The organism is Arenibaculum sp., from assembly GCF_035998295.1.
In the GTDB taxonomy this organism is placed as follows: Bacteria; Pseudomonadota; Alphaproteobacteria; order Azospirillales; family Azospirillaceae; genus DASYHS01.
This window is the reverse complement of the sequence record NZ_DASYHS010000142.1, coordinates 1-13760: the sequence shown is the minus strand read 5'-3', so window position 1 is coordinate 13760 and position 13760 is coordinate 1. Positions and strand designations below refer to the sequence as shown.

At 70.4% G+C, this 13760-nt stretch carries 14 protein-coding genes; 5 read left to right on the top strand and 9 right to left on the bottom strand.

Annotated elements, in window-relative coordinates; genetic code table 11:
- Positions 1-15: 15 nt before the first annotated feature.
- The 5 genes from VGO20_RS13810 to VGO20_RS13790 are packed head-to-tail and all read right to left on the bottom strand — an operon-like array spanning position 16 to position 5808.
- Positions 16-1833: an AMP-dependent synthetase/ligase gene (locus VGO20_RS13810; protein ID WP_327502941.1), complete on the bottom strand. Its 1818-nt coding sequence runs from the start codon at positions 1831-1833 to the stop codon at positions 16-18.
- A 23-nt stretch (positions 1834-1856) separates the two neighbouring features.
- Positions 1857-2666: an ABC transporter ATP-binding protein gene (locus VGO20_RS13805; RefSeq protein WP_327502940.1), complete on the bottom strand. Its 810-nt coding sequence runs from the start codon at positions 2664-2666 to the stop codon at positions 1857-1859.
- Positions 2667-2670: 4 nt separating this feature from the next.
- Positions 2671-3855 carry an ABC transporter substrate-binding protein gene (locus VGO20_RS13800; protein ID WP_327502939.1) on the bottom strand — a complete coding sequence of 395 codons (1185 nt, stop codon included), beginning with the start codon at positions 3853-3855 and terminating at the stop codon, positions 2671-2673.
- 25 nt (positions 3856-3880) lie between these two features.
- Positions 3881-4924 (bottom strand): branched-chain amino acid ABC transporter permease, encoded by a 1044-nt coding sequence (locus tag VGO20_RS13795; protein WP_327502938.1) that lies wholly within the window; start codon positions 4922-4924, stop codon positions 3881-3883.
- Between the two features lie 2 nt (positions 4925-4926).
- Positions 4927-5808: a branched-chain amino acid ABC transporter permease gene (locus VGO20_RS13790; RefSeq protein WP_327502937.1), complete on the bottom strand. Its 882-nt coding sequence runs from the start codon at positions 5806-5808 to the stop codon at positions 4927-4929.
- A gap of 260 nt (positions 5809-6068) precedes the next feature.
- Here VGO20_RS13790 and VGO20_RS13785 point away from each other — a divergent pair, with 260 nt between their 5' ends.
- Positions 6069-7286, top strand: coding sequence for an IS110 family RNA-guided transposase (locus VGO20_RS13785; RefSeq protein ID WP_327502936.1), 1218 nt, complete (start codon positions 6069-6071; stop codon positions 7284-7286).
- Positions 7287-7297: 11 nt separating this feature from the next.
- Here VGO20_RS13785 and VGO20_RS13780 read toward each other — a convergent pair whose 3' ends face one another.
- From VGO20_RS13780 to VGO20_RS13770, 3 genes are read right to left on the bottom strand one after another with little or no spacing between them, the layout of a single operon-like run.
- Complete coding sequence (locus VGO20_RS13780) at positions 7298-8146, bottom strand: ABC transporter ATP-binding protein (RefSeq protein ID WP_327502935.1); 849 nt, start codon at positions 8144-8146, stop codon at positions 7298-7300.
- A 1-nt stretch (position 8147) separates the two neighbouring features.
- Positions 8148-8387: an FCD domain-containing protein gene (locus tag VGO20_RS13775; RefSeq protein WP_327502934.1), complete on the bottom strand. Its 240-nt coding sequence runs from the start codon at positions 8385-8387 to the stop codon at positions 8148-8150.
- Entirely contained in the window at positions 8384-8932 is a 549-nt protein-coding gene (locus tag VGO20_RS13770) for a FadR/GntR family transcriptional regulator (protein ID WP_327502933.1), read from the bottom strand. The genes VGO20_RS13775 and VGO20_RS13770 overlap by 4 nt, the downstream gene beginning before the upstream one ends.
- 215 nt (positions 8933-9147) lie before the next feature.
- Here VGO20_RS13770 and VGO20_RS13765 point away from each other — a divergent pair, with 215 nt between their 5' ends.
- The 4 genes from VGO20_RS13765 to VGO20_RS13750 all read left to right on the top strand — a co-directional run bounded on the left by VGO20_RS13765 (position 9148) and on the right by VGO20_RS13750 (position 13268).
- Positions 9148-10248, top strand: coding sequence for an ion channel (locus VGO20_RS13765; RefSeq protein WP_327502932.1), 1101 nt, complete (start codon positions 9148-9150; stop codon positions 10246-10248).
- Between the two features lie 127 nt (positions 10249-10375).
- Positions 10376-11554, top strand: coding sequence for a D-alanyl-D-alanine carboxypeptidase family protein (locus VGO20_RS13760; RefSeq protein WP_327502931.1), 1179 nt, complete (start codon positions 10376-10378; stop codon positions 11552-11554).
- A 72-nt stretch (positions 11555-11626) separates the two neighbouring features.
- Positions 11627-12817, top strand: coding sequence for an MFS transporter (locus VGO20_RS13755; protein WP_327502930.1), 1191 nt, complete (start codon positions 11627-11629; stop codon positions 12815-12817).
- Positions 12818-12908: 91 nt separating this feature from the next.
- On the top strand, positions 12909-13268 hold the full coding sequence (locus VGO20_RS13750) for a hypothetical protein (RefSeq protein WP_327502929.1): 360 nt from the start codon (positions 12909-12911) through the stop codon (positions 13266-13268).
- A gap of 16 nt (positions 13269-13284) precedes the next feature.
- Here VGO20_RS13750 and VGO20_RS13745 read toward each other — a convergent pair.
- Positions 13285-13760: M48 family metallopeptidase (locus VGO20_RS13745; RefSeq protein ID WP_327502928.1), on the bottom strand; the 476-nt coding region annotated here is incomplete at its 5' end.

The following is a 13760-nucleotide window of genomic DNA, read 5'->3' as shown; positions in this document are numbered from 1 at the left end:
CGAAAAGGGGGTAGTCTAACCCGATGCCGGCTGGTAGAGCGCCGAGATCTCGCGTTCGTATTTGCGGAAGATGTTGGCGCGCCGGACCTTCATCGTCGCCGTCACCTCGTCGTCGTCGTGGTCGAGCTCCTTGGTCAGGAGATGGAAGCGCCGGATGCGGGCGACCTGCGCCAGCCCGTCGTTGGCGGCGTCGATCTCCCGCTGGACCAGGCCGCGCACCTCCTCGTTCTCCGCGAGGCTGCGGAAATTCGTGAAGGCGATCCGGCGCTCCTCCGCCCATTTGGCGACCGTCTCGAGGTCGATCTGGATCAGGGCGGAGACGTATTTGCGCCCGTCGGCGACGACGATGCACTCCTTCACGAACGGGCTCGCCTTGACCGCGTTCTCGATCTCCGACGGGCTGAGGTTCTTGCCCCCCGCGGTGATCATGATGTCCTTCAGGCGGTCGACGATGCGGATCTGGCCGTCCTCGACCTCGATCACGTCGCCGGTATGCAGCCATCCGTCGCGGATCGCGGCCGCCGTGGCCTCCTCGTTGCGGTAGTAGCCCTCGAAGACCATGAGGCCGCGCACCAGCAGCTCCCCCTGGTCGCCGACCCGGTACTCGGCGCCCGCGGCGATCTCTCCCACGCTTCCGGGCCGGATCGCTTCCAGGCGCTGGCCCGTCACCATGCCGCTCGTCTCGGTCAGCCCGTAGACCTCCACCAGCGGCACGCCGATCGTCCGGAAGAAGCGCACGATCCCCGGCGAGATCGGCGCCGCCCCCGTCAGCGCGATCCGCGCCCGGCGCAGCCCGACATAGTTCAGCAGCGGGCGGAACACCAGCCAGTACCAGAAGGCGAAGCTCAGCCTTTCGCGTCCGGTCCAGGCGGCGCGCGGCTTGTCGGCGAACCGGCCGCAGGCCGCGTGCGCCGCCTCGTAGAGCCGGCGACGCGCGCCGCCCGCCTCCATCATCTTGATCGTGATCGCGGAGTGCAGCTTCTCCCATATCCGCGGCACGCCGAGGAACATCGTGGGCGCGACCTCGCGCAGGTCCTCCTGCACGGTCCGGATCGACTCGCCGAAATTGACGAGCGAACCGTTGTAGATCGGGGTGAAGGCGGTCAGCATCTGCTCCGCGACGTGGCACAGCGGCAGATAGGAGAGATGCGTCGTCCCCGGCCCCAGCTCCAGCCGCTCGATGACGGCCGCCGCCTGGGCGCGGATGTTGCGGTAGCTGAGCATCGCCCCCTTCGGCTTTCCGGTGGAGCCCGAGGTGTAGACGATCAGCCCGGTCTGCCCGAGCTGCTGGCCGTCGAGGACGCCGTCGACGAGGCCGGAATGCGCCCTGCCGTGCTCCTCGCCCAGCGCCTCGACCTCGGTGAAGGGGATCACGAGGTCGCGGGGATAGCCGCGCAGCCCCTTGGTCTCGATCGCGACGATCCGCTTCAGCGCGGGCAGCTCGCCCAGCCGCTCCATCACCTTGTCGGTCTGCTCCTGGTCCTCGCATACGACGACCTCGACCCCCGCATGGCCGAGCACCCAGGCGGCCTCGACCGCGGGGCTGGTCGGGTAGACGCCGACCGTGACCGCGTCGACCATCCCGGCGCCGAGCTGCGCCAGCACCCATTCCGCCCGGTTCTCCGACAGGATGCCGAGCCGACTTCCCGGCTCCAGGCCCAGTGCCCGCAGGCCGAGGCCGAAGCGGGCGGCCCGCGCGTGGTACCCGGCCCAGGAGACCGGCCTCCATATCCCGAACTCCTTCTGGCGCAGCGCCGTCCCGTCGGGGTCGGTGCGCGCCCGCTCGCGCAGCATCTGCGGCAATGTCAGCGGCGGCAGGTCCGGAAGCGGCATCGGGATGCTCCTGCGTGTGTTCCTCAAGACAGCCAGCGCTTGCGCCGCTTGTAGTGCTTGACGTCGCGGTAGCTGCGCCGCCCCTCTCCGGCGCCGAGGCCGAGGTAGAATTCCCGGACGTCCTGGTCGCGCGACAAGCGGTCGACCGGCCCGTCGGTGACGATTCGCCCGGTCTCCATGATGTAGGCGTAGGAGGCGACCGAGAAGGCGACCGCGGCGTTCTGCTCGACCAGCAGCATCGCGGTGCCGCGCTCGGCGTTGATGCGGGCGATGATCTCGAAGATCTCGTCGACCAGCAGCGGCGACAGGCCAAGCGAAGGCTCGTCGAGCAGGATGATCTTGGGCTCGGCGACCAGCGCCCGGCCGATCGCGAGCATCTGCTGCTCGCCGCCCGAAAGGTACCCCGCCCGCCCGGCCCGGCGCTCGTGCAGCCGCGGGAAGTATTCGTAGACGAGATCGAAGCTGCCGGCCGCCGAACCCCGCGGCCGGGCGAAGGTCGCGGCGACGAGGTTCTCCTCGACGGTGAGGTCCTCGAAGATCCGCCGCCCTTCCATCACGTGGAACAGGCCGCCCCGCACCAGCGCGTGCGGCCGGACGCCGGCGGTCGGCGCGCCGTCGAAGCGGATCTCGCCCGCGCTGAGCTCGCCGTCCTCGAGCGCCAGCAGGTTGGAGATCGCCTTCAGGGTCGTCGACTTGCCGGCCCCGTTCGAGCCGAGGAGGGCGACGACCGCCCCCCTCGGCACGCTGAGCGACAGGCCGCGCAGGACCTGGATCGTCCGGTTGTAGACGACCTCGATGTTGTTGACCTCGAGAATGGGTCCTGCGCTCGTCACGGCCCTACTCCAGAACGATCCAGTCGGAGGCCGGCACCATCAGCTTCTTCTCCAGGTCGGCCTGGTAGATGCGGCCGACCGGGATCGAGTTGCCGGGGATGCTGATCGGCACGCCGATGATCCCGCCGGTGTCGAAGTCCTCGATCGTGTTGAGCGCCGCCTTGAGGTTGGCCCCGTTCAGCTCCTTGCCGCCGTCCAGCGTGCGCTCGGCCGCCTCGACCATCAGCATCGCGGTCAGGAAGCCCTGCAGATAGGCGGTCGACTGGTATTCGGGGCGCATCTCCCGGATCTTCTCCAGCATCGGCGCCTCGCCCTCGGTGTCGTAGTAGTAGCGGTAGGGCATCACGCCCATGAACCCCTCGGCCGCCTCGCCCATGTTCATGACCATGGAGTTGTCCATGCTCCAGAACGTGCCCATGAACCGGGTATCCATGCCCATCTGCCGGGCCTGGGTGATGAATTCGGGGATCGGCGCCAGCACGTAGCCGTGGAAGATCACGTAGTCCGGCGCCGCGCGGCGCAGCTTCAGCACCTCCGTCGAGACGTCGACGCTGCCGGGCGGCGTCACGATCGTCTCGACCACCTCGAGCCCGAGCGTCTCGGCGAGTTTCCGGCTGCTCTCGATGGGGTCGCGGCCGAACTCCGTGTCGGAATGGACGAAGGCGACCTTGGCGCCGGCATCGGCGTCGGCGATGTAGCGCAGCAGGATGCCGAACATCTCCGTGTAGTCCGGCCCCGCCATGAACTGGAGCGGGTATTTCTCGGGGTCGTTCAGCTCGGTCGCGAAGGAGGCGCCGGCCATCAGCATGGTGCCCTGGCGCTCCAGCTCCGCGTTGATCGTCTTCGAGAAGGCCGTGCTGTCGCCGTAGTAGAAGTTCGGGCTCTCCTGGCCGGTGATCTTGTTGAACGCGGCGACCGAGGCGTCGACCTTGTAGGCGGTGTCCTCCGCGACGTAGCGGATGGGGCGCCCATGGACGCCGCCCGCATCGTTCACGATCTTCAGGTAGTCCTGGATGCCGGCGTGGATGCCGACGCCGGCGAAGGCGAACACGCCGGTCAGCGGGATCGACCCGCCGAACACGATCTCGTCGGCGGCGCGCGCGCCCTGCGCGGGTACAAGGGCCGTGCCCAGCGCCGCGCCCGCGGCGACGGCGAAGCCCAGCAGCGTCCTTCGGTTCACTCTCGCCATTCCTCGTTTCCTCCCGTTGTCGGTTTCACGTCTTGAAGGGCCACAGATGGAAGAAGCGCCGCGAGCGCCGCCACATCTCGGCGAGGCCCTGGGGCTCGAAGACCAGGAAGCCGACGATCAGCGCCCCGAACACGATCGTGCGGACCGGGGACAGGATCGCGACCGCGTCCGGCAGCCACGGGCCGAGCAGGCCGACCGCGAGCTTGAGCACCTCGGGCACCAGGGTCATGAAGACCGCGCCCAGGATGCCGCCCAGGATCGTTCCCATGCCGCCGACGATGATCGCGGCCAGGAAGAAGATCGACAGCACCAGCGGGAAGCTCTCGGGCGTCACGACCCGGAAGAAATAGGCCCACAGCCCGCCCGCCACGCCGGCATAGAACGAGGACAGGCCGAAACTGAGGAGCTTGTAGCGCAGCAGCGGTATCCCCAGCACCTCGGCCGAGATGTCGCGGTCGCGGATCGCGATGAAGGCGCGGCCGATGCGGGTCCGGAACAGGTTCGCCGCCCCCAGCACCATCAGCAGCGTCACGGGCACGATCAGCCAGTACAGCTCGCCCGGCCGCGCCAGCTCGATCCCGAACAGGCGCGCCGGCGGGATCTGTATCCCGGACACGCCGCCCGTCACCGAGGTCCAGGTCGCGAACACGAAATGCAGGATGAACGAGGCCGCGATGGTCGCGATCGCGAGGTACAGGCCCTTGACCCGCAGGCTCGGGATGCCGACGACCAGCCCGACCAGGGCGGCGACGAGCCCGGCCGCCGGCAGGTTCAGCAGGAACGGGGTGCCGAGGCGGTTCTCCATCACGGCGACCGTGTAGGCGCCCACGCCCATGAACGCCGCCTGGCCGAGGCTGACCAGGCCCGTGTAGCCGGTCAGGATGTTGAGCCCGGTGGCGCTCGCGACGTTGATCGCGACCAGGCATGCCATGTAGATCCAGTACGGGCCGGCGAAGAACGGGAACAGGACCAGCGCCAGCAGCATCACGGCCAGCCAGGCCCATTGCACCGGCGTGTCGAACAGCGCCTCGTCGGCGGCGTAGGTTTCCTTGGCGGTTCCGATGCGCATGTCTACAGCCGCTCGATCTCGGCGGTGCCGAACAGGCCGTAGGGCCGGACCATCAGCACCGCGACCAGGAGGATGAAGGTGGCGAGCAGCTTGTACTCGCCGCCGAGATAGGCGCCTGCCCAGGCCTCGATCAGGCCGATCAGGATGCCGCCCAGCAGCGCTCCCGGGATGCTGTCGAGGCCGCCGACGATCACGACCACCAGCACCGAAAGGCCGAAGACGCCCATGGTCGGCGAGATGCCGCCGATCGCTCCGACGAGGACGCCGGCCCCCGCCGCGGCCATGCAGCCGAGGATCCAGGCCATGGCGAAGACGCCGGGAACGTCGATGCCCATGGAATAGGCGGCCGCCTGGTCGGACGCGGTCGCCCGCAGCGCGACGCCGCCGCGCCAGAAGCGGAAGGCGACGAGGAAGGCCAGGATCACGGCCGCCGCGACCAGCGCGCCCCAGCCGACCTTGGGCGACAGGTACGCCTCGCCCAGGAAGATCGGGTCGCGGGGCATGAACTCGGGCAGACGGTTCGGGTTGGGGCCCCAGACCAGCTCCACCACGCCGGTGAGGATGCTGCCGATGCCGATCGTCACCATGAAGACGGAAATCGGGCTCTCGCCGAGCATGGGCCGGATCACCGTGCGCTCGACCACGGCCCCGAACAGTCCGCCGCCCAGCACCGCGAGTGCCACCGCGAGCCAGACCGGAAGTGCCAGGCCGGCCGCGAAGCCGAAGAAGAGATAGGCGCCGAGCATCAGGATCTCGCCGATCGCAAGGTTGACGACCCGCGTCGCCTTGTAGATCAGCACGAAGGCGAGCGCGGTCAGCGCGTAGAGCCCCCCGGTGCCGACCCCGGCGAGGCTGACCTCGGCGAAGAACAGCCAGTCGCTCATTGGGGCACCTTGGCATTGGTTGAGCTTTTCACCCCGCATGCGGGGTGAAAAGCTCGGCTCCGACCGAGCACCCGCCATGATGGCCAAGGCCGCTTGCCGACCAACGGCCCGCATGAGACCCGCCGCATGGCGGGTGCCGGGAGGGCACGACGGGCAACAGGGTGTAGCGCCAGGGTGTACGGCCCGGAGCGCCAGTCAATGAGCGACCCGCAGTTCCTCCCGACGCTCGGCAGCGTAGCGCAACTCGAGAGGACCGGCCCATGCTGCATTTCGGGGGACTGGATTGGGGCGACGCCGGCCATGCGGTCTGCGTCGTCGACATCGCTGGAGCCGTCGTGCTCAAGCTGGAGGTCACGCATGATGCCGCCGGCTTGGCCGACCTGCGCAAGCGGCTGGCCAAGCTGGCACCGGCCGGCGACCTTCCCATCGCCATCGAGCGCCCGAGCGGGCTGATCGTCGATGCCCTGGTCGAGGCCGGCCATCCGGTCGTGCCGCTCCACCCGAATGTCGTCAAGGCCTGCCGGCCGCGCTACCGCGCCGCCGGCGCGAAGAGCGATCCCGGCGACGCCTTCATGCTCGCCGACATCCTGCGCACCGACGGCCACCGCTTCCGGCCTCTGACGCCCTGCTCCGACGAGATCAAGGCCTTGCGAGCCCTGGTCCGTGGCCGCGACGACCTGGTCGCCGAGCGCGTCTGCCTGGCCAACCGCCTGCGCAGCCTGCTGGACAGCTTCTGGCCCGGCGCGGCGGCCGTCTTCGCCGATATCGACAGCCCCATCGCGCTCGCCTTCGTCCAACGCTATCCAACCCCCGAGGCCGCCGCCCGCCTCGGCGAGAAACGGATGAAGGTCTTCCTGGCCAGCCAGTCCTATTGCGGGCGCCGCAGCCCGGCCGACCTGCTCGATCGCCTGCGCACCGCCCCCACCGGCCTCGCCGGCGAGGCCGAAGCCCAGGCCAGGGGCGAGATGGTCCGCGCGCTCGCCGCCGTCCTGGAGCGCCTGGTCGGCGAAATCGCCAAACTCACCGCCCGCATCGAGCACACCGTCGCCGACCTCCCCGACGGCCAGGTCGTCATGTCCTTCCCGCGCGCCGGACGCATCTGCGCCGCCCAGATCCTCGCCGAGCTCGGCGACGTCCGCGAGCGTTTCCAGACCCCGGACCAGCTCGCCGCCGAGGCCGGCGTCTGCCCGGTCACCCATGCCTCCGGCAAATCCCGCGGCGTCGTCTTCCGATGGGCCTGTAACCACCGCCTGCGCGCCGCCGTCACCTGCTTCGCCGACAACTCTCGACACGCCTCGCCATGGGCTGCCGACCTCTACAAGCGCGCCAGAGCCCGCGGCTGTGACCATCCCCATGCCACCCGAATCCTCGCAAGAGCCTGGATACGCGTTCTCTGGAGAGCTTGGACCAGCCGCACAGCATACAATCCAAAATCGCATGGCGCCGCCGCTGCGCTCAACCAAACCCTCGCTGCTTGACACAGGGTGTCTCATGCCGCCTCGCCCTCCGGCCGGAGGGCTCCGGCCCGGCCGGTGCCGAGATACGCGGCGACGACCTGCGGATCGCGCTGGACTTCCTCCGGCTGGCCGCGGGCGATCACCTGGCCGAAATTCAGCACCACGACGTGGTCGGAGACGTCCATCACCATGCCCATGTCGTGCTCGACCATCAGGATCGTGACGCCCCACTCCTCCTTCACGTCGAGGATGAAGCGGGCCATGTCCTCGGTCTCCTCCCGGTTCATGCCGGCGACCGGCTCGTCCAGCATCAGGATGCGCGGCCGCATGGCCAGCGCCCGGGCGAGCTCGACCCGCTTGCGCAGCCCGTAGGGCAGCGCCGCCACCGGGGCGTGGCGGATGTGGTCGATCTCCAGGAAGTCGATGATCCGCTCCTCCACCTCGCCCCGCAGCGCCACCTCCTCCCGCCGGGCGCGGCCGAGATAGAAGAGCGCGTCCAGCAGGTTCGTGCGCATGTGGGCGTGCCGGCCGAGCTTGATGTTGTCGAGCACGGTCATGCCGCGGAACAGCGCGATGTTCTGGAAGGTACGTGCGAGGCCGAGGGCCGCGCGCCGGGGCGCGTGCAGGCGGCCGACGTCGCGCCCGAACACGCGCACCGTCCCGGCGTCCGGCCGGTAGAAGCCCGAGATCGCGTTGAACAGGCTGGTCTTGCCGGCACCGTTCGGCCCGATCACCGAGGTGATGGACCCCTCCTCCACCTCGAAGGACACGCCGGCGAGCGCGCGCACGCCTCCGAAGGACAGGGTCAGCCCCTCGACTTCGAGCGCGTGTGCGCTCCGCTCGCTTCCGGCCGCGGGCGTCGGCGGCTCCCGGGTCTGCACCTCACCCCTCCCCGTCTTCGGATGCCCCGTCGCCGGCCTCGACGAGATGGTCGAGATACAGCCGTTCGACGGGGCGGTCGAAATCCTTGCCGGTGCGCACGAAGCCCTTGCGGAAATCCTCGGCGTGGCGGCGCATCCACAGCGCCGCCCCCTCGGCGTCGCGGCGGCCGATCGCGTCCAGCACGTGGCGGTGGGCCTCGATCAGCCGGCCGGCCCCTTCCGGGACGGCGCGGAAGATCATCTCGGCGCCGGTGCCATCAGCATGGCCGCCGGCTCGCGCGCGAGCTGGAGCACCTTGTTGCCCGACGCGCGCGCGATCAGGGCGTGGAACTCGCAGTCGAGCTCGACCAGCGCCGCCGGATCGCCGGCCGCGGCCTCGCTGCGCGCGAGGTTGTCCTCCATCGCCGCCACGTCGCCGGGCGTGGCGTTCCGCGCCGCGAGCTCCGCGCTCGCCGGTTCCAGCGTCGCGGTCGCCTCCCACAGCTCGCGGAACGTCACCTGGTGCAGGACCAGGGCCCGCCCGATGCGCGAGGCCAGCTTGTTGTAGCGGGGAAGGCTGGCGCACAGCCGGCGGCTGCCGTCGCGGCGCAGCAGGCCGCTCTGCTCCAGCAGGCGGATGCCCTCCCGGATGGTCGACCGGTTGACCCCGAACTGCCTGCCGAGCGACGCCTCGGTGCCGATGCGTTCGCCCGGCACGATGCGGCCGCTCAGGATCTCCCGTTCGATCGCCTCCGCGACCAGCGCATAGGCCGGCGCGGTCTGTATGCGCTCGAAGCGCTCCGTCATGGCGGCGTTTCCTCCCTGCCGGAAGAGGGGTGCCGATCTGCCGTCGGCTTCCATCCGTTTCCGGGCCCGACCGTCGTTTGTCGGACAAACCGACAGTAAGGGTCGGAACATTGCGACGTCAAGGGCATTCACGATCGAAAATTGCTGCAACGCAGCACTGGCCGACGTCCGCTGAAAGGCTCGGCACGAAACCGGGCCTTGCGCGTTCCCACCGCGTGCTCGTCCTTTTCCGTCGCCTCGTCCTGCGCCGCCGGGCGCGCGCCTGGACCCGCTACATCCCGAGCGCCGACCCGAAACGGGCGCTGCGGTGGTTTGCGGCGTGGCTGCTGCTGGTCCTGGTTCTGCACACCCTCGCCATGGTCGCCTTCGAGGGGCTGGCCCCCGGGGACGCGGCGTGGCTGACGCTGACGACGGTGACGACGGTCGGCTATGGCGACTTCTCGGCCGAAACCGCGGCCGGGCGCCTGTCGACGGCGGTCCTGATCTATTTCGGCGGCATCTTCGTGCTGTTCCAGGCCGCCGCCGTCTATTTCGACTACCGGGCTGACCGGCGCGAACGCATGCATCACGGCCGCTGGAGATGGAACATGCGCGACCACATCCTGGTCCTGAACGTCCCGGCCGAGAACGCCGTGTCCTACCTCGTGCGCCTCGTGCGCGAGTTCCGGGCGAGCCGGCGGTTTCGCGACCGGCCGGTGCAGGTCGTGACCACGAAGTTCGAGGATGGCCTGCCCGAGCCGCTGCACGGCCTCGGCGTCGTCCACTACTGCGGCGAAGCCTGGGACCCGCAGGCACTGGCCGCCGCCGAAGCGCGCGCCGCCTCGGTGATCGTGGTCCTGTCGCGCAGCGACACGGACCCCGCTTCCGACGGCCGGACCTTCGACATCGTCGACCGGTTGCGCGAGGCCGGCGTCGAGGGCCGCATCCTGGCGGAATGCGTCGAGGACGCGAATCGCGAGCGCCTGAGACGGGCCGGCGCGGAGATCGTCGTCCGTCCCCTGCGCGGCTATCCGGAGATGATTGTGCGCGCGCTCGCCGCCCCCGGCGCCGAGACGATCCTGGAGGACCTGTTCACGAGCCGCGGCGACGAGTGCTGGCGCTACGACGTCGACGTCGAGGGCCGGCGCTGGGCGGACGTCGTGCGCCTCCTGGTCGAGCGCGACGTCGGCGTGCCGGTCGGCTACCGCCGCGCCGCCGACCGCCAGCTCCGGATCAATCCCCCGCCCGACGACGTCGTCCGGGCGGACAAGCTCTACGTGCTGGTCCGGGAAGGCAACGCCCGTCCGGACGAGGAGATCGCGACCATCCTGCGATGACGGCCGGCCTCCGGCATAGGGTAGATATCGGCTTCCGGCGCACGGGATGTCCTCGCTCCTAAAACTCCATTAACCAGTCTTGCGTAGGGTGAAGGTCCCGCCACCACACCCGACCGATCGCCGAACCATGCCGCAGAAGTGGACTTTCCCCCTCGCCGCGCTGCTGTGCGGCCTTCTCGCACTCGCCTTGTCCTCCGCTCCGGCGCTCGCGAAACCGCCCTATGCCGAGTTCCTGCTCGACCCGGCGACCGGGGCGGTGCTCCACGCCCACAACGCCGACGTCCCGACCCAGCCGGCTTCGCTGACCAAGATCATGACGCTGTTCCTCGCGTTCGACGCGCTGGAACGCGGCGAGCTGCGGCTCGACCAGCGCCTGCCGGTATCGCGCCGCGCGGCGGGGATGGCCCCGTCCAGGCTCGGTGTGCCGGCCGGAAAGACGCTGAAGACGGAGGACGCGATCCTGGCCCTCGTCACCAAGTCGGCGAACGACGTCGCGGTCGTGATCGCCGAGGCGCTCGGCGGTACCGAGGAGCGTTTCGCGGAGATGATGACGGCGAAGGCGCGCGAACTCGGCATGGCCGCGACCACGTTCCGCAACGCCTCGGGCCTGCCGAACTCCAGGCAGGTGACGACTGCGCGCGACATGGCCCGGCTGTCCGTCGCGGTAATCGAGCGGCATCCCCGTCGCTACTCCTATTTCAGCCGGAGCAACTTCTCCTACAACGGCGCCAAGATCCGAAGCCACAACCGGCTGATGACGCGCTACTACGGCATGGACGGCATCAAGACCGGCTTCGTCAACGCCTCCGGCTTCAACCTCGCCGCCTCGGCCGTGCGCGACGGCCGCCGGCTGATCGCGGTCGTGCTGGGGGGCCCGACCGCAGCCGAGCGCGACCGCCGCGTCGCCGCCCTGCTCGACCGCGGCTTCGGCGGCCAAGCGCCGATGCTGGTCGCTTCCGCCGATCTCGAGCCGGCCGTGACGCCCGCCGCCGCGGTGCCGTTCGCCGCCCCGAAGCCGCCGGGCAAGCCCGTGGCTGCCGCCGCGCCGCTGCGCCAAGCCGCCAAGGGCGCCTACACGATCCAGGTCGGCACCTATCTGAGCGCGAAAGCGGCCCGGCTCGGCCTCGACATCACGCGCAAGCGGCTGGCCGCCAGCCTGCCGGACGAGGCCGACGGGACCGTCGTGCAGGCCCGGGGCAAGAGGTTCCTCGCCCACTTCTCCGGCCTCAGCGAGGCCGCGGCCAGGAGCGCCTGCCGGAGGCTGGAGGCCAAGGGCCAGGACTGCCTGGTGCTCGCATCGGGCTGACGCGGCGCGCATGGCGGCCGCGCGCGGACGGCGCGTGCGGCCGCGGCCCGGCTGGGCTACCTATTGCCGACCATGCTGATCCCGTTCCGCCTGTCGGCGATGTTCGCCGTCGTCTTCGCCGTCGTCGCGGTCCAGCTCACCTTCTGGCCGGTGTGGCTGGCCGCGCAGGGGCTGGACGCGGCGGGGATCGGGCTGATCGTGTCGATCGGCTACTGGATGAGGACGGTCTCGGACCCGCTGGCGGGCTTCGTCGTCGACCGCACCGGCTCGCGCCGCAACGCGATGGTCGCGGTCGCCCTGATCGCGCTCGGCGGCGCCCTGCTGTTCCTGACCTCGCGCACGACCCCGGTCCTGTTTCTCGCCTCCCTGCTCTGGGCTGGCGCCTTCGCAGCCCTCGTCCCGCTCGGCGACAACCTCGCCCTGCTGACCGCGAAGGCGCGCGGGCTCGACTACGGAAGGCTGCGCGTCTGGGGCTCGATCGCCTTCGTCGCGTCGACATGGCTCACCGCGCGGCTGCTGACGGACCTGCCTGCCGAGGCCATTCTCCATACCCTGCTGGCCGGGCTGGCCGCCACCGTCCTCGCCTGCCTGTTCCTGCCCGAAGCCCCGGTCGCCGCGCGCCCGTCGGACAACGCGAAGGCCTCGCCCTGGCCACTGTTGCGTCACCCCGTCTACCTGCGCTTCCTGCTGGCGGCAGGCATGGTCCAGGCGAGCCACGGCGTGCTCTACGCCTTCGGCTCGCTGCACTGGCGCGGGCTCGGGCTGTCCAGCACCACGGTCGGGCTGCTCTGGATCGAGGGCGTGGCGGTCGAGATCGCGCTGTTCGCCTTCGGCCGCCGCATCGTCGACCGGCTCGGGGCCGCCCGGCTCCTCCTCGTGGCGGCGCTGGCCGGGATGGTGCGCTGGAGCCTCCTGGCCGAGGCCGAATCGGTTCCGTGGCTGGTCCTGGCCCAGGCGCTTCACGGGCTCACCTTCGGCGCGGCCCACTTGGCCGCGATGCGGTTCGTGGTCGAGGCGGTGCCGTCCAGCCATTCCGCGACCGGCCAGACCCTCTATTCGGGACTGGCGCTCGGCGTCGGCTACGGCCTGTCGACGGCGGCCTCCGGCCCGCTCTACGCCGCGCTCGGCGGCGGTGCGTTCCTGGTGATGGCGGGCCTGTGCGCCGTGTCGGCGGTCACGGCCTGGACCCTCGCCCGCCACTGGACCCCGGGCGAACCGCTCCGGCTCCCGGGCGTCGGGGACGGAGCCCGGGCAGGCACCTAGGGCTTCGCCCGCCCCGGCCCGCGATCCGGAATCAATGGGTTGGAAGCGGATTTCCGCTCTAGACTGGCGGGACAGTCGAGGAGAACCGACCATGAGACTGTCCGGCCAGGGCTTCCTGCTCGCAGGCGCGGTCGCCGCCTGGTTGCTCGCCGCCCTGCTGGCGGCACTGTTCGTGTCCAGGGTGGGCTTCCTCGGCATCGGCATCATCGGCACGCTGATGTGGTTCATCTGCGTGCGCGTCGAGCTGGAGAAGGACGCGGCCGTCGGCGACGTCCATACGACCGACCTCTATGCGCGCCAGATCAGGGCGCGGCACGGGCAGCACAGGTCCGAGCGCGCGTCCCGGCGCCACGAACAGGCGGTGCTGGTCCACTCGCTCGCCTTCTTCAGGATGCTCGCGATCGGCCTGACCGTGATCGGCTTCGCGACGTTCTTCCTGTTCGAACTCTGATGCCGGCCCCGGGGCCTCACGAACCCTCGTAGACCGCCTGCGCCTCGGGCACCAGTTCCTCCAGCCGCGCGATCCGGGATTCCGGCCCGGGATGGGTGGACATGAATTCCGGCGGGCGCGCGCCCCCCGCCGCCCCCATGTTGCGCCAGAGCTGGACCGCCGCGCGCGGGTCGTAGCCGGCGCGCGCCATCATCAGCAGGCCCAGCCGGTCCGCCTCCAGCTCCTGGTTGCGCGAATAGGGCAGGATCAGCCCGTACTGGGCGCCGGCCCCCAGCAGCGCCGCGATCTGCTGCCCTCCGCCGACATTGCCGCCCTGCAGCACCGCTCCCAGCACCTGGGTGCCGAGTTCCGTCGCCGCCTGGGAGCTCAGCCGCTGCTGGGCGTGCTGGGCCTGGTTGTGCGCGATCTCGTGCCCGACCACGGCGGCGAGCTGGGCCTCGTTCTCGGCGACCTGGAACATGCCCTCGTAGACGCCGATCTTGCCGCCCGGCA

Bases quoted from the DNA above. Each gene is read 5' to 3' on its own strand.
- VGO20_RS13785 (WP_327502936.1), top strand. From the start codon at position 6,069: ATGCTGCATTTCGGGGGACTGGATTGGGGCGACGCCGGCCATGCGGTC.
- VGO20_RS13775 (WP_327502934.1), bottom strand. From the start codon at position 8,387: ATGATCTTCCGCGCCGTCCCGGAAGGGGCCGGCCGGCTGATCGAGGCC.
- VGO20_RS13770 (WP_327502933.1), bottom strand. From the start codon at position 8,932: ATGACGGAGCGCTTCGAGCGCATACAGACCGCGCCGGCCTATGCGCTG.
- VGO20_RS13810 (WP_327502941.1), bottom strand. From the start codon at position 1,833: ATGCCGCTTCCGGACCTGCCGCCGCTGACATTGCCGCAGATGCTGCGC.
- VGO20_RS13760 (WP_327502931.1), top strand. From the start codon at position 10,376: ATGCCGCAGAAGTGGACTTTCCCCCTCGCCGCGCTGCTGTGCGGCCTT.
- VGO20_RS13800 (WP_327502939.1), bottom strand. From the start codon at position 3,855: ATGGCGAGAGTGAACCGAAGGACGCTGCTGGGCTTCGCCGTCGCCGCG.
- VGO20_RS13790 (WP_327502937.1), bottom strand. From the start codon at position 5,808: ATGAGCGACTGGCTGTTCTTCGCCGAGGTCAGCCTCGCCGGGGTCGGC.
- VGO20_RS13755 (WP_327502930.1), top strand. From the start codon at position 11,627: ATGCTGATCCCGTTCCGCCTGTCGGCGATGTTCGCCGTCGTCTTCGCC.
- VGO20_RS13795 (WP_327502938.1), bottom strand. From the start codon at position 4,924: ATGCGCATCGGAACCGCCAAGGAAACCTACGCCGCCGACGAGGCGCTG.
- VGO20_RS13750 (WP_327502929.1), top strand. From the start codon at position 12,909: ATGAGACTGTCCGGCCAGGGCTTCCTGCTCGCAGGCGCGGTCGCCGCC.